Here is a 21,801-nt window from a genome sequence, read left to right on the forward strand (position 1 = left end):
CAAGCCTCATGACACGCCCCGGATGTGCGACGCCTCGCGCGCGCATCCTTCGCAAAAAAGAAAACCGAATGGCTGCACCCGTCGTTTTTCGCTATGACACTCTCACGCCGTGACTTTGAACAAGGACTGACCCGTTGCGTATTGCAGTTGCTTTTATCACGACCCTCGCGCTCTCGTCCTGCGGCGCCGCCTATCACAGTCAGCGGGTGGTTTCCGGCACAACGAACGAGGCCAAAGTCCGTGTCGTCGATGTCACCCCCCAATCCGTGATGATCGCCAATCGCTCCGCCTATACACCACACGACCTGCCTGCGGCGTTCAAAACCACCGCCGGGACCGGCAGCGGGCTGCGCGGCACCGGAGACGTGCCCGAACCGGCGTATACCGCGCAAACCCGACCCGGCGCGCTGGAAACACGCCTGCCCCCCGCAACCGCCGCGCAACCCTATAAAATCGGCATCGGAGACGTGGTCTTGCTCGCAACGCCCACCGGCACCTCGATCGAGGAACTCTCCGGCCTGCTGGCCGCCCAGAACAGCCGCCAGGGCTATACCGTCCAGGATGACGGCAGCATCGCCATCCCCGATGTCGGCCGTGTGGCCATTGCCGGGCTGACCCTCGAAGAGGCCGAAGCGACCCTGTTCCAAAGTCTCGTCGCCGCGCAGATCGAACCGACCTTCAGCCTTGAGATCTCCCAGTTCAACTCCAAGAAAGTCTCCATCGGCGGCGCGGTCTCCGCCCCCGGCGTGATCCCCGTCACTCTGACGCCGCTCTATCTCGACGAAGCCCTGGCACAGGTCGGCGGCACAACCGCCGCAAGCCTCGGTTACACCTCCGTGCGGATTTACCGCGATGGCACGATCTACCAGGTGCCGCTCGAAGCGCTCTACGCCAACAGCCGCATTCAGAAGATCCCCCTTCTGGCCGGCGACAGCGTCTTTGTCGATGACACCTATCAGCTGGATCAGGCCTCCGCGTATTTCGCGCAACAGATTCAACTCGCCGAATATCGTCAGGGCGCGCGAAGCTCCGCCCTGTCGCAATTGCAGACCGAAGTCTCGCTGCGTCGCGGGCAACTCGAAGAAGCCCGCTCCAATTATCAGGCGCAAGTCGCGCTGGATGCCACCCAACGGGACTATGTCTATCTGACCGGCGAAGTCAGACAGCAGGGCCGCTTCACCCTCCCGCTCGGACGGCAAGCCAGCCTGGCCGACGCGCTCTATGAGGGCGGCAGAGGGCTCGCCATTCAAACCGCAGATCCCAGACATATCTACGTGCTGCGCGGCTCGGAAGACCCGATGGCCTTCGATGCCCTCACCGCCTGGCAGCTGAACACGAAGAACGCCGCCTCTCTCACCCTGGCCGCACGGTTCGAATTGCGTCCCAACGACATCATCTTTGTCGCCGAACAACCCGTCACGAAATGGAACCGCACCATCAGCCAGATCACGCCTGCGCTCATCAACAGAGGCCTGACCGCGCTCGAATAGGAAAGGCGCGCGCATAATTCTGAGCCAGTCTGCGCTATTTTTTGCGCAAGACCGGCAAACCGGTGCGAAAAAACAGGAACGACACGTTTTTCGATGCCATCGGAGCCTGAATCGCGTATGCTATCGTTAAGGTTGAAACACTGCCCCTGAAGTTTCCGGGGCAGTTTCCATCAATATAGTGAGTACACCATGTCCAAATATGCCGTTTTGCTGATGTCCGCTCTCGCCCTCTCCGCCCCCGCGGCCTTCGCTCAGGACACGGGCGAGCCGAATGGCGATGAGATCCGTCTGCCGCCCCCGGGCGATGTGCAGAACTTGCTGCCCCTGCTGGCACCGACCATCGGTCTTCTGGGGGTGGCGCTGGCGAACGGAGGCGGCAGCTCCTCGACCAGCACAACCAGCACAACCTCGACCAACTAAGCCGCTCGAGACGCGTTCGGAGAAGATAGAAAAGGCACCCTCCCCGGGTGCCTTTTCCGTTGTCCGCCGCGCACCGGATCAACACTTCCTTAGGCTTTCTCTGCTCTAATCCCACCTGAACCGATGGGGATCGGTGTTCCGGGGTGAGAACACCCCCGACTTGTCACGTGGGGTGATTTCATGTTTTCCGAACCGACCGTCCGTGCGCCCTCGGCGCGCGCCAGAAACCTGTGCGCCCTTGTCGCGCCCCTTCTCGCCTTGACCCTGTGCCTCTCCCTCTGGAGCACCAGCGCACAGGCCGCCCGGCCAAAATCGCAACAGCCCGGCGCAACGATCGTCATCAACGGCGACCCGGGCGGCAGCGTCCGCGCCCGCTACAACGAAATCGAAGAAATCAACAGACTCAGCCAACGCGTCGAAATCCGCCGCGGCGCCTGCCTGTCGAGCTGCACAATGTTCCTCGGCGCCGACAATGTCTGCGTCTCACCGCAAGCCAGCTTCGGCTTCCACGGCCCCTACAGGTTCGGACAAAAACTCACTCCCGAGGAGTTCGACCAATGGTCCAAATTCATCGCCTCTCATTACCCCCCAGAAATCCGCCACTGGTACATGACAAAGGCAAGGTACAAAACCTACAGCCCAGCACACATCTCCGGCGCCGAACTCATCAGACTCGGTGTCCAAAAATGTGAGTGAAAACAAGGCCGGGCGAGGACCATCCTTCAGGCGACGCCCGGGTCCGGCCCCAGCCAAACCGCACTTCTGAGAAGGGCACGCACAACATCGGCCTGCCCCGAGACCCCCATCCGGGCGAAGAGCCGCTTCGAGTTGCTTCGGGCGGTCTCAACGGTCCAGCCCAACTGGCCCGCAGCCTCAGACAGGCTCAGCCCGTCGCACAGGGCGACCGCAAGCCGGGCTTCGCTCCGGTTCAGATGGAATGCGGACATGATCCAGGTGAGCGGCAGATGGCTGGCAGTCACCTCATGCCGCACACGGCCCACCACTTCGGGAAACCCGGCATACTCCTCGACCGACAGCACCATCTGCACCGGTGGGGCGGTTGAAAGCCAGAGGATCTGCGGCCCGGTTTCGCCCGCCGTCAAGGCGCTCAAGGCCTCCCGCAAGCCGCCTGCATGCGACGCCGGGAACAAAAGCCACCCCTCCGCACTCAGCCGAATGCCCGCCAGCGCTTCAAGCCGTCCGGCCAGCCCCGGGGCCATGGAGGCGACCTGCCCCGAGCGGCTGAACAAAATCCATCCTGCGCCCAATCCGGCAGACACCCGATGCGCGAGGACCCCGTGCGCGCGCTCCTGACGGAGCCTCTGCCAGCCCTGAACCGCCGGGGCGAGATAGGGCAGAAGGTTCGACAGGTGCTGCCCGTCGATGGCTCGAAAATCCTCGTCACGGCGCCTGAGAAGAAGCACGCCCCAGCTGTTTTGCGCGATCCGCCATCGTATGGCGCGCAGAGGACAGAGGGTGGCCTCCGCCCCGAGGCCGGACGGCAGATCGAACTGAGAATAAACCCGGCTCGTGCGCATCTGACCGCTCTCGGAGATGTCCGGTCCGGCCCAATCTTCCCCCACCTGCCAGCAGGCGACAGGCTGGCCGTTTTCAATCAGATACATTTTCGCTGTGTCGGCATGGGTGATCTCGGCGAGAGCCGTCAGGAAATCCGCCCAGCTCGTCCCCGCCTCGGACAAATCTGGCTCCGGGGATCGGCCGATTGCCGCCGACATCAAGGTTGTCAGAAGGTAAGTTTCGTTCGACATCAGCGCACATCCCCATGAGACCCCCCATATGGGGGGTTCCCTTAACGTCAGATAAGATTAAATGGGCAGAACATTCAATTCAGAAGATCAGAGAGGGCCTTATGGCCAGCAAAACCCTCACCCATCTCCAGAAGCTCGAAGCCGAAAGCATCCACATCATGCGTGAAGTGGTGGCCGAGGCCGAGAATCCCGTCATGCTCTACAGCGTCGGCAAGGACAGCGCCGTGATGCTGCATCTGGCGAAAAAGGCGTTTTACCCGTCGCCGCCGCCCTTCCCGCTTTTGCATGTGGATACGACCTGGAAATTCCAGGACATGTACAAGCTGCGCGACAAGGCGGCGAAAGACGCGGGCATGGAATTGCTGGTCTATCAGAACCCGGAGGCCAAGGAACGCGACATCAACCCGTTCGATCACGGCTCGCTGCACACCGACATGTGGAAGACCGAGGGTCTGAAACAGGCGCTCGACAAATACGGCTTTGACGCCGCCTTCGGGGGGGCGCGCCGGGACGAGGAAAAGGCCCGTGCCAAGGAACGCGTCTTCTCCTTCCGCTCTGCCAATCACCGCTGGGACCCGAAGAACCAGCGCCCGGAGCTTTGGAACCTCTACAACGCGCGCAAGGCCAAGGGTGAGAGCGTGCGGGTCTTCCCGATCTCCAACTGGACCGAGCTGGACATCTGGCAATACATTCACCTTGAGGGCATCGAGATTGTGCCGCTCTATTTCTCCGCCCCGCGCCCGACCGTTGTCCGCGACGGGCTGATCCTCATGGTGGACGACGACCGTTTCCCTCTGAATGGCGAGGAACCGGTGATGCGTTCGGTGCGTTTCCGCACGCTCGGCTGCTACCCGCTGACCGGGGCCGTTGAGAGCGAGGCGAAAACGCTTCCCGAGGTGATTCAGGAGATGCTTCTGACCACCACCTCCGAGCGTCAGGGCCGTGCGATCGACCACGATCAGGCCGCCTCGATGGAGAAGAAAAAACAGGAAGGCTATTTCTGAGCGCGCCCAAAGCGCCGCGCCAGTCGCCCGTCTTTCCTCCCAGTTTAGGTACATATTCGCATGACGACCCCGGACCCCATCTACAAAACCGACGCGCTGATCGCCGAGGACATCGACAAATATCTCGAAACCCACCAGCACAAGACCATGCTGCGGTTCATCACCTGTGGCTCCGTCGATGACGGCAAATCCACGCTGATCGGCCGCCTGCTCTACGATTCCAAGATGATCTTCGAAGATCAGCTCGCCGCTCTCGAAGCCGACAGCAAACGCTCCGGCACCCAGGGCGAGGAGATCGACTTCGCGCTGCTCGTGGACGGTCTGGCCGCCGAGCGGGAACAGGGCATCACCATCGACGTCGCGTACCGCTTTTTCGCCACCGAGAAGCGTAAATTCATCGTCGCCGACACGCCCGGCCACGAACAATACACCCGCAACATGGTGACCGGCGCCTCGACCGCCGATCTCGCCGTGATCCTGATCGACGCGCGCAAGGGCATCCTGACCCAGACCCGCCGTCACAGCTATATCGTCAAGCTTCTGGGCATTCGCCACGTTGTCCTTGCGGTCAACAAAATGGACCTCGTGGGCTACGATCAGGCCGAGTTCGACAAGATCGTCTCCGACTACAAGAGCTTTGCCGACAGCATCGGCATCGACAGTTTCACCGCAATCCCGATTTCCGGCTTCAAGGGCGACAACATCACCGGCCCGAGCGAAAACACACCGTGGTACACAGGCACCGCCCTTCTGCCGCTTCTGGAAACCGTCGAATTGCAGGACAGCATCGAACAGGACGGCCCGTTCCGCATGCCGGTTCAGTGGGTCAACCGTCCGAACCTCGATTTCCGCGGCTTCTCCGGCCTGATTGCCTCCGGCGTTGTGAAGCCCGGCGATGAAGTTCGGGTGCTGCCCTCGGGCAAGACCTCGACCGTGGCGCGCATCGTGACCTTCGACGGCGACCGCGATCTGGCCGTGGCGGGTGAATCCATCACGCTCACGCTCGCCGATGAGATCGACTGTTCGCGCGGTCAGGTCATCGTCGCCGCCCAGTCGCCGCTTGAGGTGGCCGACCAGTTCGAAACCACGCTGGTGTGGATGGACGAGCACAACCTCCTGCCGGGTCGCGCCTATTGGATGAAGATCGGCACCCAGACCGTGTCCGCCACGGTGCATGAGCCGAAATACGAGGTGAACGTCAACACGCAGGAGCATCTCGCGTCCAAGACGCTGGATCTCAACGCCATCGGCGTCGCGAATATCACGACCGACCGCGAAATTCCCTTCGCGTCTTACAACACCTCCCGCGATCTCGGCGGCTTCATCCTGATCGACAAGATCACCAATCAGACGGTGGCGGCGGGCATGATCCATTTCGCCCTGCGCCGCGCCCAGAACATCCACTGGCAAGCCACCGACATCGGTCGCGAACACCACGCCTCGATGAAGCACCAGAAACCCGCCGTTCTGTGGCTCACCGGTCTCTCCGGCTCCGGCAAATCGACGATTGCAAACATCGTCGAGCTCAAGCTGGCGCGGATGAACCGCCACACCTTCCTTCTGGACGGCGACAACGTGCGGCACGGGCTGAACAAGGATCTGGGCTTTACCGAAGCCGACCGGATCGAAAATATCCGCCGGATCGGCGAGGTGGCCAAGCTGATGACCGATGCCGGTCTGATCGTGATCACCGCGTTCATTTCGCCCTTCCGCTCGGAACGCAACATGGTGCGTTCGATGATGCAACCGGGCGAGTTCATGGAGATTTTCGTCGACACGCCGCTGGAAGTGGCCGAGGGGCGCGATGTGAAAGGGCTTTATGCCAAGGCACGTGCCGGAGAGTTGAAGAACTTCACCGGGATCGACAGCCCCTATGAACATCCGGAAGCCCCGGAAATTCGGATCGACACCACGCTGATGACGCCGGAAGAAGCGGCAGACGCCATCATCGCCCGCCTGATCCCGTAACCGACCCCTTGCCCGCAGCTTTGAATGTCAAGCTGCGGGCAAGTTTTTTGCACTGAACGGTGGAATTGTCCGGGGGTTACCCGGCCACGCAATCCGCGAAATAGGACGTCACCCCATCTTCGTCCTTCTCGACGACGAGACCGTGGATATCCGTCTCGAACCCCGGACATTCGCGGGCAAACTCGCGGTTGAACCGGAGATAGGCGACGATCTTGGCGTTGAACACCTCCCCCGGGATCAACAGCGGGATGCCCGGCGGATAGGGTGTCACAAGGCTGGTGGTGATGCGGCCTTCGAGATCGTCGATCGCCACCCGCTCCGTCTTGCGCCGGGCGATGCAGGCGAAAGCGTCCGAGGGCGTCATCGCCGGGTGGTGGTCGCTCAGGTAAATCTCGGTCGAGAGCCGCGCCACATCATATTTGGCATACAGTTCATGCACATGCTGGCTCAGGTCCTTGAGCCCCATGCGCTCGTAGCGCGGTTGTGCGGCGGCAAATTCCGGCATCACCCGCCACAGCGGCTGGTTGCGGTCGTAATCGTCCTTGAACTGCTGAAGCGCCGCCAGAAGCGTGTTCCAGCGCCCCTTGGTGATGCCGATGGTGAACAGGATGAAGAAGGAATAGAGCCCGGTCTTTTCCACCACGACGCCATGTTCGGCGAGATATTTCGACACGATGGAGGCCGGGATACCGGCCGCGTCGAACTGGCCGTCGATGTTCAGCCCGGGGGTGACGATGGTCGCCTTGATCGGGTCGAGCATGTTGAATCCCGGCGCCATGTCGCCGAACCCGTGCCAGCTGTCCGAACCGGTGGGTTCCACCCCTTCCGCATCGGTCTTTTTCAGAACCCAGTCGCGGGTGCGGCCCATGCCGTCCTGATTGTGGTCGAAATCGTCCGGCCCCCAGACCTTGAACCACCAGTCCTCGCCATATTCCTCGTCGACCTTCATCATGGCGCGGCGGAATTCGAGACTTTCGACGATGCTCTCCTCGACCAAGGCCGTGCCGCCCGGCGGCTCCATCATTGCGGCGGCGACATCGCAGGAGGCGATGATCGAATATTGCGGGCTGGTCGAGGTGTGCATGAGATAGGCTTCGTTGAACAAAGCCCGGTCCAGTTTGGTCTCGACGGCATCCTGCACCAACACATGGCTCGCCTGCGAAATCCCGGCCAGAAGCTTGTGCACCGATTGCGTCGCATAGGTCACGGATGTTCTGGTCCGCTCGCGTTTGCGCCCCATGGCGTGATACTGGCCATAGAAGGAATGGAAAGCCGCATGCGGCAGCCAGGCTTCGTCGAAATGCAGGTTCTCCACCCAGCCGTCCAGCAGGCTCTTGATCACCTCGGTGTTGTACAAAACCCCGTCATAGGTCGACTGGGTCAGCGTCAGGATGCGCGGCTTGACCTTGTCGATGTCATAACCTTCCAAAAGCGGGTTCGCCGCCATCTTCGCCTTGATCGCCTCCGGTTCGAATTCCGAGCGCTGGATCGGGCCGATGATGCCCCAATGGTTGCGGGTCGGTTTCAGGAACACCGGGATCGCACCGCACATGATGATCGAATGCAGGATCGACTTGTGACAGTTGCGGTCCACCACCACCACGTCGCCCGGCGCCACCGTGTGGTGCCAGACCATCTTGTTCGACGTGGAGGTGCCATTCGTGACGAAGAAACAGTGATCGGCATTGAAAATCCGCGCCGCATTGCGCTCCGACGCGCCGATGGCCCCGTTATGATCCAGAAGCTGGCCCAGTTCCTCGACCGCATTGCACACGTCCGCGCGCAGCATGTTTTCGCCGTAGAACTGGTGATACATCTGGCCGATGGGCGATTTCAGAAAGGCGACACCGCCGGAATGCCCCGGACAGTGCCACGAATACGACCCGTCCTCGGCGTAATCCAGCAACGCCTTGAAGAACGGCGGCTGGATGCTTTCGAGATAGGATTTCGCCTCGCGGATGATGTGCTTGGCGACGAAATCCGGCGTGTCCTCGAACATATGGATAAAGCCGTGCAGCTCGCGCAGAATGTCGTTCGGCAAATGCCGCGAGGTTTTCGTTTCGCCATAGACATAGATCGGCACATCGGCGTTTTTCCAGCGCACCTCCTCGATAAACTTGCGCAGGTTCACCACGACCGGATCGAGATCGGGCCCCGGGCTGAATTCCTCGTCGTCGATCGACAAGACAAAGGCCGAGGCGCGGCTTTGTTGTTGGGCGAACTGGCTGAGATCACCGTAGCTGGTCACCCCCAGCACCTCGAAGCCTTCGACCTCGATCGCATCGGCCAGAGCACGAATTCCGAGACCAGAGGTGTTCTCGGAGCGAAAATCTTCGTCGATGATGACAATGGGAAAACGGAACTTCATGATGTCTCCGAGTTAAAGCGCTCCGCCAAAAACCTGAGACACAGCTTTTGGCGGAGCGCTGTAAGATATACGCATTGCACGCGGCTCACCTTTATCTGATGCCTCAGGTTAAAGGCGTGACGCTTTAGGTTCGGGACTGTTTTTCCCCTCACCGCATCCGCCGTCAAGAGACCGCGCTCATTTGTGTCGATCTCGGCAGAGATTTTCCGCTCTCTCCCCCGGCCCGCACTCCGGCACAGACGGCATCCGGGTTTCAGCGACCGACATCGTCGCCCGAGCGGATCGGTCGCGCTCCGCCTCGCGTTCGGGGTCCTCGCATCCGTCTCCGGCAGGCCTGTGTCCTTGCTGTGCGACTGAGCCGGGCCTGTGATGATTTTCCTCTTTCCGTCATGCGGCGAGGGTGTGTAATATTATAACAAAACCAACAAAAGGAACGGAAAGCTGCAATGATCAAATCTTCGACCGAATTCGCCCCACGCACCTCTGTTTTGCAGGTCGAAGAAGGCACGGATCTGGCACCGAAATTCAACGCCGACGGCTTTATCCCCGTGATCACCACCGATCATGAGAGCGGAGAGGTTCTGATGATGGGGGTGATGTCGCCGGATGCGCTGAGCCGCAGCATCGAAACCGGCGAGGCGCATTACTGGAGCCGCTCGCGCAGCTGCCTCTGGCACAAGGGCGCGACCAGCGGGCTGGTGCAGAAGATCGTCGAAATGCGGATCGACGACGATCAGGATGCGATCTGGCTTCGGGTCGCGATCAACGGCGGCGCAAGCTGCCATGTTGGTTATCGGTCGTGCTTTTACCGCTCGGTTCCGCTGGGCGGCACGGGGGCGCCAACACTCAGGTTCGAGGAAAGCGAAAAGGTCTTCGATCCGCTCGCCGTCTATGGCGATGCGCCCAACCCGACCCGGCTTTGACAGCTTGTGGGGCATGCAAGCCGGACGGCCGCATGCCCCGCCTCACATCATGGGAAACACCGGGCGCACCGCCCTCGAGAGCTCTGCAAACTGACGGCGCAACGCCTCTGCATCGAGCCCGGTGCCGATCACCACAAGGCGGCTCTCGCGCATCCCTTCCGGCCAGCGCTCCAGCTCACTCATCGGGTAAATCCGGTGCTGCACCACATGGATCACCGCAGGCCGCTCCGGCGCCTCTTTGAGCGCCACAAGCCCCTTGATCCGCAGCACCCCATTGCCCGGCGTCGTCACCAGCCGGTTCAGAAAACGGCGCAGGGCATCGCGATCGAGCGGCTGATCGCTGGTGAGCGGCACGGCCAGAACATCGCCATGGCGGTTCAGATCGTGAAAATGCCCGCCGCCCGCCTCGCGCCCGGCCTCAGCGGCCAGCCAGGCAGAAACATCCTCGCCCTTGCCAAAGGCCGAATAGCTCCCCGGTCGCAACAGCAGTTTCGGATCGACCCCGTCCCGGGCCGCATCCACAAAGCGCAGCGACGGGTTCAGCGCCCGGAGCCGCTCCGGCCAGTCGCCCGCAGAGGTCTGATCGGTGTGGCTCAGCACGATCTGATCGGCAAAGGCGATCTGGCGCAGGCTCTCGGGATGCTGCGCAAGCGCCGCCCCGATGCCCTCCACATCGACGACCGTGAGCACAGAGGCCAGTTCGAACGCCCGCGCCACCGCATGATCGCTCAGCGACACCGCGGTGATCCCACCGGGGATCAGGCTGTTGATGATCGGTGCCGGATCTGCGAGCCCTGTGGTTTCGACGATGACGCGCGAAAAGGGGGGCAGCTCACCGCGCCGACGCCCGACAAGCAGACTGTCGAGGGAGCGGCGCAGATCGCTTCCGACCGAGCAGCAGATGCAGCCTGTCGTGGTCACCACCGGACGCTCCTGTCCTTCGCGAACGAGATCGTGATCGACGGGGACAAGTCCGAATTCATTGATGATCAGCGCCGTGTCCTGCATGCCCGGCTGCGCCAGTAGCCGGTTGAGCAAGGTGGTCTTGCCTGCGCCGAGAAACCCGGTGAGCAGATAAACGGGAATGCGTCCCTTTGGTCTCCGGTCCGTCTGCCGGGTCATGCAGGGCCTCCTTCGGAATCTGTGTCGCGGGGCGCCTTTGCGCTGAACGCCGAGACATGGACAAAACACAGCTTGTTGCCTTCGGGATCGCGGCAATAGGCCCCGTAATAATCCGCTGCGTACTGCGGACGCAGACCGGGGCCGCCCTCGTCCTGCCCTCCCGCAGCCATGGCCGCCTGCCATGCCGCATCGACCGCCGCCTGCGAAGGTGCGGCAAAGCTCACCTGCCCGCCGTTCCCCGCGCTGGCAGGCGCGCCGTTCCACGGCAGCTGGACCCAGAATTGCGGCCATGCTTCCCCGGGGCGAACCCAGAGCCGACCTGCGGGGCCGCCATCCTCCTCAGCCTCTTCGCGGACAAGACCCATGGGGGCGAGCACCCGGTCATAGAACCCGGTCAGGAGATCGAGGTCGCGCGCCCCGAGAATGATATGGCTGAACATGTGTCCCTCTGACTGCCGGATTATACCGGAACGGCTTCGGCGCTTTCCCGCTCCGCCACGGCTTTTTCCGATACGCTCAGAGCGGGCGGCTCTGCCTCTGTCAGAATCAGCTGTGTGATCTCGTCGAGCGTATAGCTTTTGCTGCCCTTCGCGCCCAGACGGCGCAGGGACACGCTGCCCTCTTCCGCCTCGCGCGCCCCCACCACCAGAACCATCGGCAGTTTGCTCAGGGAATGTTCGCGCACCTTGTAGGCAATGGTTTCGTTGCGCAGGTCGGTCCCGACCTTCAGCCCCTCGGCCCGAAGCCTGTCAGCGACCTCATTGGCCCACCCGTCCGCCTCCGAGGTGATCGTCGCCACCATCGCCTGCACCGGCGCCAGCCAGAGCGGCAGATGGCCTGCGAAATGTTCGACGAGAATACCGGTGAAGCGTTCGAGCGACCCAAACATCGCGCGGTGGAGCAGAACCGGCGCTTCTTTCTCGCCGCTGGCCGCCACATAGGTCGCGCCGAAGCGTTCCGGCAGGTTGAAATCGACCTGAAGCGTGCCGCATTGCCAATCCCGTCCGATGGCGTCGCGCAGAACATACTCGAGCTTCGGCCCGTAAAACGCCCCCTCGCCTTCGAAAATCGTATAGGGCTGCCCGGCGGCCTCCAGCGCCTCACGCAACGCGTTCTCGGATTTGTCCCAGACCTCTTCGGAACCGATGCGGTTCTCCGGCCGGGTCGAGAGTTTGATGCGGATGTCCTCGAATCCGAAGTCGCGATAGATCGACAGGATCAGATTGTTCACCTTGAGGCATTCCTCGGTCAACTGATCGGGCGTACAGAAAATATGTGCGTCGTCCTGCGTAAACGACCGCACCCGCATCAGCCCGTGCAGCGCGCCCGAGGGTTCATAGCGATGCACCTTGCCGAACTCTGCGAGTTTCAGAGGCAACTCGCGATAGCTGCGGTTGGTGTGACGGTACATCAGCATGTGACCGGGGCAGTTCATCGGTTTGAGAGCAAATTCGCGCTCATCCTCGGTCTTGGTCAGGAACATGTTTTCGCGGTAATTCTGCCAATGCCCGGAGGTCTCCCACAGCCCGCGATCCATGATGTCGGGAGTGTTGACCTCCCGATACCCCGCACGGTTCTGTTTCTCGCGCATATAGCCGATCAGGGTCTGGAACATGTCCCAGCCCTTGGGATGCCAGAACACCGCACCCGGGGCTTCCTCCTGAAAATGATAGAGGTCCATTTCGCGTCCGAGCTTGCGGTGATCGCGTTTCCCGGCCTCCTCCAGCATGATCAGATGCGCCTTGAGATCCGCATCGCTGGCAAAGGCCACGCCGTAGATGCGCGACAGCATCTCATTGTCGGACGCCCCGCGCCAATAGGCCCCGGCGACACGGGTCAGTTTGAAAGCCGTGCCGATCTGCGCAACGGAGGCCAGGTGCGGCCCCCGGCAGAGATCGAGCCACTCGCCCTGGATGTAAATCCCGATCGGCTGATCTGCGGGGATCGCGTCGATCAACTGCTCCTTGTAGCTTGCCCCCTGTTTGGCGAAAAACGCATGGGCCTGCTCGCGGCTCCACTCCTCGCGCAGGATCGGAGCACCGCGCGCGATGATCTCGCGCATCCTGGCTTCGATCTTTGGCAGGTCCTCCGAGGTGAACGGGCGCTCGGCGGCAAAATCATAGTAGAACCCATGTTCGATCACCGGGCCGATGGTGGCCTGCGTCCCGGGGAACAGGTCCTGCACCGCTTGGGCCAGAACATGAGCGCAGCTATGGCGGATCAGCGGCAGGACACGCGGGTCGGTGCGGGGCAGGATTTCGACCGTCGCATCGCGACCGAGCAGGCTTTCCAGATCGCAAACCGTGCCGTCAACCGCCAAAGCGGCGGCTTTCTTGCGCAGCGACGGCGCAATTTCGGTGGCAAGCTCCGTCCCCGTCACAGGATCGGAAAATTCTTTGACGGCGCCGTCAGGCAGGGTGATGTGGATCATCGAGGCTCTCTTCGGTGATAGGATGTTTGGAAGATGGCGGGACAGGGTCGTACCCCGACCCGCCGAAGGGGTTGCAGCGCAAAACGCGCCATGTCGCCAAAAGCCCGCCTTTGAGCGGGCCAAAGCGGGTGATGGCGTCGATGGCATAGACCGAACAGCTTGGCTGAAACCGGCAGGAATGGCCCAGCCAGGGCGATATGCCGATCTGATAGACGCGCACGAGGCCGATCATCGCGGCGCTTGCTGCCCGCGACGGCAGGGTCAAAAGCGATCTCATGCCGGGGCCTCCGCCGACAGATAGCCAACGGGAAAACGATGTTCGACCGCCGGAAAGGCTCTGAGCGCTCCGAACATCTCGTCGAGCTCGGCGTCCGGAAGGCCCCGCACGATCATCACGAATTTCGAGCGCCGATCCGCGCCCTGCCAATCCCGGAGCAGAACCGGCGGGTGAAAAATATGCTGCACCCCATGCACGACGAAAGGATGCGGAATATCCGTCAGGTGAATAAGCCCCTTCATACGCAGAATATCGTCGCTGCACCGCGCCATGAGCAAATCCATCCAGAAATCGAACTGATTGGCGGTGACCGGGGTGTCGAGCACATAGGAAACCGCGCGGATGTCCCGGAGATGGCTGTCGTCCGCCGCTGTGCCGTCCTGTGAGGCGAGCCAGTCCGCGATCTGATCGGAGCGCATCTGTTGGTTGAAAAAGCCAAGTCCCAGAAGGCTCTCGGGATCGACGTCGCCGTCGGTCACGGTCTGGATCGGAGCGTTGGGATTGAGCCCCGCGATCGCCCTGCGGACAGCCCCTTCCTGCGCCTCGGGCAAATCCGTTTTCGTCAGCAAAACCCGCTCCGCAAGCGCGACCTGATGGCGGGCCTCCGCGTGACGCTCCAGCGTTTGCAGCCCCGTGGCGGCATCGACGGTTGCGACGATCCCGTCCATCATAAAATCCTGCGCCACGGCGCGATCCGTCAACAGGCTGTGCAGGATCGGCACAGGATCGGCGAGACCGGAGGTTTCGATCACCACCCGACCATAGTCCAGCTCGCCTGCATCCCGCCGCTCCGACAGGTCCCGCAAAGTCGCCACCAGATCGCCCAGCATGGCACAGCACAGACAGCCCGATTGCAACAGAACCATGCTTTCCGTACTCGACACCACCAGCTCATGATCGAGCCCGATCTCGCCGAATTCATTGACGATCACCGCCGTGTGCGCAAACCCCGGGTGGCGCAGCAAAGTGTTCATCACCGTGGTTTTGCCGCTGCCGAGAAACCCGGTCAGAAGCGTGACCGGCGCGGGAGCCAAAGCCGTCATGGCTTGGCCCCTTTGCTCTGGCAGGTCTCGCAGGTGCCCTGCAATTCATGGCTGCTGTGGTTCACACGGAAGCCGTAGGCGCGCGCATGGCTCAGCAACATCGGGCCAAGCCCCTCCGCGTCGATCTCGACCGTTGTGCCACAGCTGTTGCAGATCAGAAAAACGCCACTCTCCCCGGCCGTCTCATCCACCGTCTCATCCACCGTCTCAGGCGCTGTCTGTCTGATCGTCGGCACAAAGGAGCGACAGCTCTCCAGCCGTTTCACAAAGCCATGGTGCTGAAGAAATGCGAGCGCACGATAGGCCGTGGGCGGCGACACGTCTCTCCCAAGCCGTTCGCCCAGGAGGCGCAGCAGATCATAGGCTCCGAGCGGCCGCCCCGCCACCAGAAGCGCCTCCAGCACATATTGACGCAACGGCGTAAACCGCAGCCCCCGCTCCGCACAGCTGCGGGCGGCGAGGTCTAAGGAGATTGCCGTGTCTCTCAGAGGGTGTGGCGATCCGTTATGGCCAAGCATGTCACGTCCTTTGTGTAAAAGTTATGTTATAACGTTACATTTTTGAACGCAATGCATCTTCCGACACCCTTGGGATTGATTAGTTATACTATAACAAATAAATCAGCCCGCATAAGGCCAATGCAAACCGCGCCAGATCGCGCCCCTGCCCGATCTCCGAGACAACAAGGACCCCCAGATGCCCATCCCCGTCACCATTCTGAACGGCTTTCTCGGTGCCGGGAAAACCACCCTGTTGCAGAATTTCCTGATGCAGGCGGCGCGGCTCGAAGATGTGCATCTGGGCGTCATCGTCAATGAGATGAGCACGCTCGACGTCGACGGCACGATCCTGGACACGACGGAGGTGATCTCCCGCAAAAGTCCGCATTTCGCGACGCTTCCGTCCGGCAGCATTGCCGCAAAAGGCGGACAGGCGCGGCTGCGCGAAGCGGTGGAGAAGGTCCTCGCCGATGGCGAGGTGACACATCTGATCGTCGAAACCTCCGGCAGCACGCATCCCTGGCCGCTTTTGACCGCGCTGCGAGACATGAAAGAGGTGGCGCTGCACGGCTTTTTGTCCGTCGCCGACACCCGCGCGCTCTGGCAGGATTTCGACAGTGGCAAAAGCATCCACGCAGGCGCGTCCAGCAATCTCGCCGCAGGCAAACGAGGCCTTGAGAACCTTCTGGCCGAGCAGATCATGTTCGCCAACCGCATCCTGCTGAGCAAGACCGACAAGGTGCCCGCCGATGTGCTGCAAGCCGTGGCGCAGGCGATCCATCCGCTCAACCCCTATGCCGACATCATCGGGATGCAATGGGGCAATCTCAAACTCGAACAGGTGCTCGCCATGCCGCCCTACGACTACGCGCGGGTCGAAACGCTTGGCCGCGAGTTGACCGATTGGGACAAGACCCATGGCGGCGAGATGGCGGAGCCCGAAAGCTACCGCATCGACAGCCGGGTGATCGACGATCCACGCCCGTTTCATCCGCAGCGGCTCTGGGATGTGTACAACACATTCCTCGGTGTCGGCATTTACCGCAGCAAAGGGTTCTTCTGGCTGCCCACCCGCGATGAGCTGGTGTTGCTGTGGAACCAGAGCGCCGGGAGCGTCGGGCTTGAGATCATCAATTACTGGAAAATCCGCACGTTGGAGGACGAAAGCCTGAACCTCTCGCCCGAAGAGCGCGCCGGGATGGAGGCCAAGCTCATGGGCAGGCATCCGTTGTTCGGCGACCGGCATTGTCGCCTGACGGTGATCGGGGATGAGGACGGGCTGGACGCGTTCGTTGCGGCCTTGCAGGACTGTTTCTGCACCGAGGCGGAAATCGCCGCATGGCTCGACGGGCAACCGTTTGACGATCCCTGGCCTGCAACCGTGGCACGCCTCAAGGCAACGTAAGCCGCCTTGAAGCGCATCTGTCCGGGCTCAGTGCCAGACCAGTTCCGTGTCCTCGACAGGATCAAAGACCAGAACCAGCCGAGTTTGCCCCGTGCCCGAAATCGGCGGCGAGCGGTGCAGCACACCCGGCATCTCGTGGCCCGGCCAGAGCTTGCCGCGCATCAGCACGACCGAGCCTGTGCCCGCGTCCGTCACCGGCACCTCCGGGTCCGAGCCGGGCGCCCCAAGCGCGAACTGCGTGCCCGGCCCGCGATAGGTGCAGAGCATCCTTGCCCGCAGCGTATCGACATGAAAGCGCGTGCAGGCATCGCCCTGGATCGCGTCGAGACGCAGGCGAAGTCTGGGCGCGCCCATCATGTCGGAGAAGAGCCCTCCGAGGCGTGTGATGTCTTCGATCAGGACGTCCCGCATCGGATCGTCCGGCGTGCCCGCCTCTGCACAGGCCGCGCGCAGGCAGCCCGCGATTTCGCCCACCCTCACCTTTTCCCGCAGGGACGGCAGGCGATCGACAGACAGCTCTCCGAGCCAGCCGGAGAGCGCCTGTGGCAGGCGGCGTTGCCAGATCGTCGCGCCGACGCCCCTTTGGCCGATCTGCGCGAGCACCGTCGAGCGGCTGCCTTGCAGAATGCCGACGGTGGTGTCGCCCGCCGCACGCTCCGCCGATGGCTCCGTCATATCTTTCATGGCTGTCTCCTGTCTCATGCCATCTGGCGCGCGCCCCATTTCGGGAAGGGATCGGGCAGTTTCGACCAAGTTTCAGGGGTGTAATCCCAGGCCTCGACCAAAGCGGAATTCAGTTTCGCGCAGATCGCCTCCCGGTCGAGATCGGTGCCGATGAACACGATCTCCTGCCGCCGGTCACCCCAGGGTTCGGCCCAGTTGCGGGCGATCTCGGCCTGCGCCTCCGGGTGGGTCGGCATCCGTTCGAACGGCACGCTGGCCCACCAACGCGCCAAAGGCACGATGGAGGATTTTACGCCCGCGAGGCTGAACTCCACGGCCCAGTCCGGTTGCGTGGCGATCCAGAAATGGCCTTTGGCCCGGATCACACCGGGGAATCCCTCCATCAGAACCTTGCGGATTTTCGCCGGATCGAAGGGCTGGCGTTCATGATAGACAAAAGACGAAATGCCGTATTCCTCAGTCTCCGGGACGTGGTTGGCAAAACCGTAAAGCTCCTTGGCCCAGAGCGGATGTTCCTGCGCCTTGTCAAAGTCAAACAGCCCGGTGTCGAAAATCTCGCGGCTTTCGACCTCGCTGTAATCGGTCTCGATAAGCTTGGCGTCCGGGTTCAGCGCCTTGACGATCTGCCGCGCGCGCTCGACGCGTTCGGGCCCCGCGTCCGTCACCTTGTTGAGCACGATCACATCGGCGAACTCGATCTGATCGGTCAAAAGATCGACCAGCGACCGCTCGTCTTCCTCGCCAAGGGATTCGCCACGATCCGCGATGAAATCGGTGCTGTTGAAATCCTCGGTCAGGTTGATCGTATCGACCACCGTCACCATCGTGTCGAGCCGCGCAATATCCGACAGGCTCTGCCCCTGCTCGTCGCGAAAATCGAAGGTCGCGGCCACCGGCAGCGGCTCGGCGATCCCCGTGCCTTCGATCAGAAGATAGTCGAACCGGCCTTCTTCGGCGAGCTGACGCACCCCTTGCAACAGGTCGTCGCGCAGCGTGCAGCAGATACAGCCATTTGACATTTCGACAAGTTTTTCCTCGGCGCGATTGAGTTCCGAGCCTTCGCGCACCAGATCGGCGTCGATATTCACCTCAGACATATCGTTGACGATCAGCGCGACCCGGCGGCCTTCGCGGTTGTTGAGCACATGGTTGAGCAAGGTGGTCTTCCCGGCCCCGAGAAACCCTGAGAGAACCGTCACCGGAAGTCGTGTGTCCTTGCTGTGAGACTGAGCTGGGCGTGTCATGCGATGTCCTTAAAGTGGAGATGTTATAACATAACTATTCCGAAATAATGAAACTCACAATGACAAGTTTCTCAGTCTCTCTACGCGAAACACCGAGGCCCTGACGACATCCCCTTAACCGCCAAGCCCCAAACACAAAAAATCCGCCACAGAGCGCGTGCTCAGTGGCGGATGATTTTAATGCGGCGGGCCTCTTGCCGGACGACCCGCCGCTCTGAACCCGGCGTCACATCATGTTGGGGACAAGCAGGACGATCGCCGGGAAGGCCAGAATAAGAACGACCCGCAGCACATCCACCAGCAGGAAAGAGGTGAGGCCGCGAAAGATGGTGCCGAGCTGGACGTCCTTGACCACGGATTTCAGCACGAAGGCGTTCAATCCGACGGGGGGCGTGATGTAGCTCACCTCGGTCACGATCACCACATAGATGCCGAACCAGATCAGATCGAAGCCCTGAGCCGCGACGATCGGATAGAAGATCGGCACGGTCAGGGTGATCATCGACAGGCCTTCGAGCACACAGCCGAGAACCAGATAGACCAGCGTGATGATCAGGATCACCATCAGCGGATTGTCCCCGACCGAAGTCACCAGCGTCTGGATGTCCCGGCTCATGCCCGAGAGGTTGACGTAATTCGCGAAGGTCAGCGCGCCGAACAGGATGAAGAACATCATCGCCGTGGTCTTGGCGGTCTCAAACAGGGTCGAGAGCGTCTGCGACAGGTTGAGACGGCCCTGCAACACCACCAGAAGGAAGGCGCCCCCTGCCCCCATGCCGGCGCTTTCGGTGGGCGTGAACACCCCGAAATAGATACCGCCCATGACAAAGGCGAAGAGACCGAGAGCCCCGGCCACGCCCTTGAGCGCGACGATGCGCTCCCGCAGCGGCAGCTTGTCCTCGACCGGCAGGTCGAAATGCCCGAAACGGATCGAGATCCGCACCGCGACGGCATAGAGCACGACGCCCAGAATGCCCGGCAGGATGCCCGCAAGGAACAGCTTGCCGATGTCCTGCTGGGTCATGATGCCGTAGAACACGAGAATCACGGAGGGCGGGATCAGAATGCCAAGCGTGCCGCCCGCCGCGATGGAGGCGGTCGAAAGGCTGTCCGGGTAGCCGAATTTGCGCATGTTCGGCAGGGCGATCTTGGCCATGGTCGAGGCGGTCGCAAGCGACGAGCCGCAGACCGACGAGAAGCCACCGCAGGCCACCACGGTCGCCACCGCCAGCCCGCCCTTGCGGTGCCGCAGCCAGGCGTAAGCGGCGGCATAGAGATCGCGCGCGATGCCCGATTGCACCACGAAATTCCCCATCATCAGAAACAGCGGCAGGATCGACAGCGAATAGCTGCGGCTGTGTTCGAAATAGGTCTGCCCCAGAAGCGAATATGACGGCGACCAGCCGATGATCGCAGCCGTGCCGACCGTGCCCAGAAGCGCCAGAGCAAACGAAATCGGCACGCCGAGAAACAGCAGAATGAACAGGACGAGCGTCCCGAATTCCCAATGAGCAAGCAAGGACATCTCAGTTTTTACCTCTCATCGGGTAGAAGATTTCGGCGAACATGATCACCGCGGAGACGATGCAGAGCATCGCCGAAAAATAGCCGATCGGCGCGATCGGCAGCTCCAGGGTTGCCGTGGTGCCGCCATAGCCCGCGACCTGCGATGCGGTCACCCAGAGCCGCCAGGCGATCATCACCTGCACGCCAACGGAGAGCAAAAGCACGATGGGACGGCGGATCTTGTCGATGGCCAGCGGCAGCCGGTCGGTGATCAGATCGACGGTGACATGTTCCCGGTCCAGCGTCGCCGCCGGAAGCCCGAGAAAGATCAGTGCCGCGAGCATCAGCTCGGTCAGCTCGGTCGCGCCTTTCACCGGGCTGTTGAGCAGATAACGCCCCAGAACATCGACCACCGTCAGCCCCATCATCGCGATCAGCAGCACCGCACAGGCCACGGCGATCACGCCGTGAATGGGTCGGGCTGCCTTGGGAGGCAGCCCTTGTTCATGCGGTCCGGCAATATTTTCGGACAGGTTGATCATTCTTCGGCCTCGATCTTGGCAATCTCGTCGAACAACATGTCATAGGCCGCCTGCCCGTCAATCCCCGTTTCGCTCACCTTGGCGATCTGGCTGGCCACAATCGGTGCCAGACGGTCGCGCAGCACTTCGATTTCCTCGGGCGTGGCGGCCTTCAGCGCGATCTTGCCCTCCATGGAGGCGCGGCCCTCGGCATCGACCTTGTCCCACATCTCGCCCGCGCGGCGCGCAAAGGCCTCGCCCAGAAGCGGCTCGATCAGGGCCTGATCCTCGGGCGAGATTGAATTCCATTTCGCCTCATTCATCACCACGAACATCGCGGTGTTATAAAGCCCGCCCGGCACGGTGTAGCCGTAATCGAGAATGTCGTTGAGGTTGAAGAAGTTGACGGATTCGAACGGGAAGAAAATCCCGTCCGCCACGCCCTGAGACAAAAGCTCATAGGCTTTCGAGGACGGCCCCTCGACCGGCACGGCGCCCAGATCGGTGGCAATCGAATGCGCCAGAGCCGAACCGATGCGGATCTTCTGACCGGAGATGTCTTCGGGCGTCTCGATCGGTTTGGTCGAGAAAATCTCCCCCGGACCATGGGTGAAAAGGGTCAGAACCTTCACGCCCTCATATTCGCCTGCGTCCTTGAGCATCGCCTCATGCACGCGCCAGAAGGCAACAGAGGTTGCGACCGAACTGTCGGACATGAAGGGCATTGCCGCGATCATCGGCGTCTTGAACCGACCGGGCGTGTAGCCATGGACGGAATAGGCAATGTCGGCCACACCGTTTTTCGCGAGATCGAAGGCAGCGGGCGGCGGCCCCAAGGGCGCGGGCAGCATGTTGATCTTCACCCGGCCTTCGGTGACGCGTTCGATGTCGGCCATCCACGGCACGAAGAGCTCGGAAACCTGCGGATGGGTCGGCGGCAGCCAGCTGTTCATCGTCAGGACCGTGTCGGCCTGCGCAATCCCGGTGTAGAGTGCGATGGATGCCGCCACTGAGGTGACCCGCGTGGCGATCTTTTTGAGTTTCACGTTCATTTTCACATTCCCTATTGGTGAGTGATGATGGTAAGACGCCCGTTACCGGACTTTATTATTGTTCAAACCCGCTG

The 21,801-nt window shown here is 61.7% G+C and carries 20 protein-coding genes; 7 read left to right on the forward strand and 13 right to left on the reverse strand.

Translation table 11 applies throughout. The features are described from left to right. Positions 1 to 134: 134 nt before the first annotated feature. The 3 genes from V1471_RS06245 (at position 135) to V1471_RS06255 (ending at position 2,606) form a co-directional block, all read left to right on the forward strand. Positions 135 to 1,490: a polysaccharide biosynthesis/export family protein gene (locus V1471_RS06245; RefSeq protein ID WP_434287496.1), complete on the forward strand. Its 1,356-nt coding sequence runs from the start codon at positions 135 to 137 to the stop codon at positions 1,488 to 1,490. Between the two features lie 189 nt (positions 1,491 to 1,679). After that, a complete protein-coding gene (locus tag V1471_RS06250; protein ID WP_434287497.1) occupies positions 1,680 to 1,910 on the forward strand; it encodes a hypothetical protein in 231 nt (76 codons plus the stop codon). Positions 1,911 to 2,090: 180 nt separating this feature from the next. After that, on the forward strand, positions 2,091 to 2,606 hold the full coding sequence (locus V1471_RS06255) for a hypothetical protein (protein WP_434287498.1): 516 nt from the start codon (positions 2,091 to 2,093) through the stop codon (positions 2,604 to 2,606). A gap of 26 nt (positions 2,607 to 2,632) precedes the next feature. On the opposite strand, the gene V1471_RS06260 is transcribed toward V1471_RS06255, so the two are convergent. After that, entirely contained in the window at positions 2,633 to 3,679 is a 1,047-nt protein-coding gene (locus tag V1471_RS06260) for a helix-turn-helix transcriptional regulator (RefSeq protein ID WP_434287499.1), read from the reverse strand. Between the two features lie 101 nt (positions 3,680 to 3,780). Here V1471_RS06260 and cysD point away from each other — a divergent pair, with 101 nt between their 5' ends. Then, the gene (gene cysD, locus V1471_RS06265; RefSeq protein WP_434287500.1) at positions 3,781 to 4,683 is read left to right on the forward strand and encodes a sulfate adenylyltransferase subunit CysD; all 903 of its coding nucleotides are present in this window, start codon (positions 3,781 to 3,783) and stop codon (positions 4,681 to 4,683) included. A gap of 60 nt (positions 4,684 to 4,743) precedes the next feature. Beyond that, entirely contained in the window at positions 4,744 to 6,651 is a 1,908-nt protein-coding gene (gene cysN, locus V1471_RS06270; protein WP_434287501.1) for a sulfate adenylyltransferase subunit CysN, read from the forward strand. 76 nt (positions 6,652 to 6,727) lie between these two features. Here the strand turns inward: cysN and V1471_RS06275 are convergent, their stop codons facing one another. Further along, positions 6,728 to 9,019 carry an Orn/Lys/Arg decarboxylase N-terminal domain-containing protein gene (locus tag V1471_RS06275; RefSeq protein WP_434287502.1) on the reverse strand — a complete coding sequence of 764 codons (2,292 nt, stop codon included), beginning with the start codon at positions 9,017 to 9,019 and terminating at the stop codon, positions 6,728 to 6,730. A gap of 446 nt (positions 9,020 to 9,465) precedes the next feature. Here V1471_RS06275 and hisI point away from each other — a divergent pair, with 446 nt between their 5' ends. Further along, positions 9,466 to 9,942 carry a phosphoribosyl-AMP cyclohydrolase gene (hisI, locus tag V1471_RS06280; protein WP_434287503.1) on the forward strand — a complete coding sequence of 159 codons (477 nt, stop codon included), beginning with the start codon at positions 9,466 to 9,468 and terminating at the stop codon, positions 9,940 to 9,942. 42 nt (positions 9,943 to 9,984) lie between these two features. On the opposite strand, the gene V1471_RS06285 is transcribed toward hisI, so the two are convergent. The 6 genes from V1471_RS06285 to V1471_RS06310 are packed head-to-tail and all read right to left on the reverse strand — an operon-like array spanning position 9,985 to position 15,333. Then, positions 9,985 to 11,064, reverse strand: a complete 1,080-nt coding sequence (locus tag V1471_RS06285; RefSeq protein ID WP_434287504.1) for a CobW family GTP-binding protein — start codon at positions 11,062 to 11,064, stop codon at positions 9,985 to 9,987. Next, complete coding sequence (locus tag V1471_RS06290; protein ID WP_434287505.1) at positions 11,061 to 11,504, reverse strand: VOC family protein; 444 nt, start codon at positions 11,502 to 11,504, stop codon at positions 11,061 to 11,063. The genes V1471_RS06285 and V1471_RS06290 overlap by 4 nt, the downstream gene beginning before the upstream one ends. 20 nt (positions 11,505 to 11,524) lie before the next feature. Further along, positions 11,525 to 13,495, reverse strand: a complete 1,971-nt coding sequence (gene thrS / locus V1471_RS06295) for a threonine--tRNA ligase (RefSeq protein ID WP_434287506.1) — start codon at positions 13,493 to 13,495, stop codon at positions 11,525 to 11,527. Continuing rightward, the gene (gene yidD, locus V1471_RS06300) at positions 13,473 to 13,727 is read right to left on the reverse strand and encodes a membrane protein insertion efficiency factor YidD (protein ID WP_434290874.1); all 255 of its coding nucleotides are present in this window, start codon (positions 13,725 to 13,727) and stop codon (positions 13,473 to 13,475) included. Before yidD ends, thrS begins: the two co-directional genes overlap by 23 nt. 41 nt (positions 13,728 to 13,768) lie before the next feature. Next, positions 13,769 to 14,815 carry a CobW family GTP-binding protein gene (locus tag V1471_RS06305; RefSeq protein ID WP_434287507.1) on the reverse strand — a complete coding sequence of 349 codons (1,047 nt, stop codon included), beginning with the start codon at positions 14,813 to 14,815 and terminating at the stop codon, positions 13,769 to 13,771. Next, complete coding sequence (locus tag V1471_RS06310) at positions 14,812 to 15,333, reverse strand: Fur family transcriptional regulator (protein ID WP_434287508.1); 522 nt, start codon at positions 15,331 to 15,333, stop codon at positions 14,812 to 14,814. Before V1471_RS06310 ends, V1471_RS06305 begins: the two co-directional genes overlap by 4 nt. 178 nt (positions 15,334 to 15,511) lie before the next feature. Here V1471_RS06310 and V1471_RS06315 point away from each other — a divergent pair, with 178 nt between their 5' ends. Beyond that, the gene (locus tag V1471_RS06315; RefSeq protein ID WP_434287509.1) at positions 15,512 to 16,720 is read left to right on the forward strand and encodes a CobW family GTP-binding protein; all 1,209 of its coding nucleotides are present in this window, start codon (positions 15,512 to 15,514) and stop codon (positions 16,718 to 16,720) included. Between the two features lie 27 nt (positions 16,721 to 16,747). On the opposite strand, the gene V1471_RS06320 is transcribed toward V1471_RS06315, so the two are convergent. The 5 genes from V1471_RS06320 to V1471_RS06340 form a co-directional block, all read right to left on the reverse strand. Continuing rightward, entirely contained in the window at positions 16,748 to 17,404 is a 657-nt protein-coding gene (locus V1471_RS06320; RefSeq protein ID WP_434287510.1) for a DUF1826 domain-containing protein, read from the reverse strand. A gap of 14 nt (positions 17,405 to 17,418) precedes the next feature. Then, the gene (locus V1471_RS06325) at positions 17,419 to 18,648 is read right to left on the reverse strand and encodes a GTP-binding protein (RefSeq protein WP_434287511.1); all 1,230 of its coding nucleotides are present in this window, start codon (positions 18,646 to 18,648) and stop codon (positions 17,419 to 17,421) included. A gap of 226 nt (positions 18,649 to 18,874) precedes the next feature. Continuing rightward, positions 18,875 to 20,173: a TRAP transporter large permease gene (locus tag V1471_RS06330; RefSeq protein ID WP_434287512.1), complete on the reverse strand. Its 1,299-nt coding sequence runs from the start codon at positions 20,171 to 20,173 to the stop codon at positions 18,875 to 18,877. 1 nt (position 20,174) lies between these two features. Next, positions 20,175 to 20,696, reverse strand: coding sequence for a TRAP transporter small permease (locus V1471_RS06335; protein WP_066709283.1), 522 nt, complete (start codon positions 20,694 to 20,696; stop codon positions 20,175 to 20,177). Then, on the reverse strand, positions 20,693 to 21,727 hold the full coding sequence (locus V1471_RS06340; RefSeq protein ID WP_434287513.1) for a TRAP transporter substrate-binding protein: 1,035 nt from the start codon (positions 21,725 to 21,727) through the stop codon (positions 20,693 to 20,695). Before V1471_RS06340 ends, V1471_RS06335 begins: the two co-directional genes overlap by 4 nt. Between the last annotated feature and the right edge of the window lie 74 nt (positions 21,728 to 21,801).

Source organism: Celeribacter sp. SCSIO 80788, assembly GCF_051054295.1.
Lineage (GTDB): Bacteria > Pseudomonadota > Alphaproteobacteria > Rhodobacterales > Rhodobacteraceae > Celeribacter.

Excerpts from the sequence above, each read along its gene's own strand:
- V1471_RS06250 (WP_434287497.1), top strand. The coding sequence starts at position 1,680 with ATGTCCAAATATGCCGTTTTGCTGATGTCCGCTCTCGCCCTCTCCGCC.
- V1471_RS06255 (WP_434287498.1), top strand. The coding sequence starts at position 2,091 with ATGTTTTCCGAACCGACCGTCCGTGCGCCCTCGGCGCGCGCCAGAAAC.
- V1471_RS06260 (WP_434287499.1), bottom strand. The coding sequence starts at position 3,679 with ATGTCGAACGAAACTTACCTTCTGACAACCTTGATGTCGGCGGCAATC.
- cysD (WP_434287500.1), top strand. The coding sequence starts at position 3,781 with ATGGCCAGCAAAACCCTCACCCATCTCCAGAAGCTCGAAGCCGAAAGC.
- cysN (WP_434287501.1), top strand. The coding sequence starts at position 4,744 with ATGACGACCCCGGACCCCATCTACAAAACCGACGCGCTGATCGCCGAG.
- V1471_RS06275 (WP_434287502.1), bottom strand. The coding sequence starts at position 9,019 with ATGAAGTTCCGTTTTCCCATTGTCATCATCGACGAAGATTTTCGCTCC.
- hisI (WP_434287503.1), top strand. The coding sequence starts at position 9,466 with ATGATCAAATCTTCGACCGAATTCGCCCCACGCACCTCTGTTTTGCAG.
- V1471_RS06285 (WP_434287504.1), bottom strand. The coding sequence starts at position 11,064 with ATGACCCGGCAGACGGACCGGAGACCAAAGGGACGCATTCCCGTTTAT.
- V1471_RS06290 (WP_434287505.1), bottom strand. The coding sequence starts at position 11,504 with ATGTTCAGCCATATCATTCTCGGGGCGCGCGACCTCGATCTCCTGACC.
- thrS (WP_434287506.1), bottom strand. The coding sequence starts at position 13,495 with ATGATCCACATCACCCTGCCTGACGGCGCCGTCAAAGAATTTTCCGAT.
- yidD (WP_434290874.1), bottom strand. The coding sequence starts at position 13,727 with ATGATCGGCCTCGTGCGCGTCTATCAGATCGGCATATCGCCCTGGCTG.
- V1471_RS06305 (WP_434287507.1), bottom strand. The coding sequence starts at position 14,815 with ATGACGGCTTTGGCTCCCGCGCCGGTCACGCTTCTGACCGGGTTTCTC.
- V1471_RS06310 (WP_434287508.1), bottom strand. The coding sequence starts at position 15,333 with ATGCTTGGCCATAACGGATCGCCACACCCTCTGAGAGACACGGCAATC.
- V1471_RS06315 (WP_434287509.1), top strand. The coding sequence starts at position 15,512 with ATGCCCATCCCCGTCACCATTCTGAACGGCTTTCTCGGTGCCGGGAAA.
- V1471_RS06320 (WP_434287510.1), bottom strand. The coding sequence starts at position 17,404 with ATGAAAGATATGACGGAGCCATCGGCGGAGCGTGCGGCGGGCGACACC.
- V1471_RS06325 (WP_434287511.1), bottom strand. The coding sequence starts at position 18,648 with ATGACACGCCCAGCTCAGTCTCACAGCAAGGACACACGACTTCCGGTG.
- V1471_RS06330 (WP_434287512.1), bottom strand. The coding sequence starts at position 20,173 with ATGTCCTTGCTTGCTCATTGGGAATTCGGGACGCTCGTCCTGTTCATT.
- V1471_RS06335 (WP_066709283.1), bottom strand. The coding sequence starts at position 20,696 with ATGATCAACCTGTCCGAAAATATTGCCGGACCGCATGAACAAGGGCTG.
- V1471_RS06340 (WP_434287513.1), bottom strand. The coding sequence starts at position 21,727 with ATGAACGTGAAACTCAAAAAGATCGCCACGCGGGTCACCTCAGTGGCG.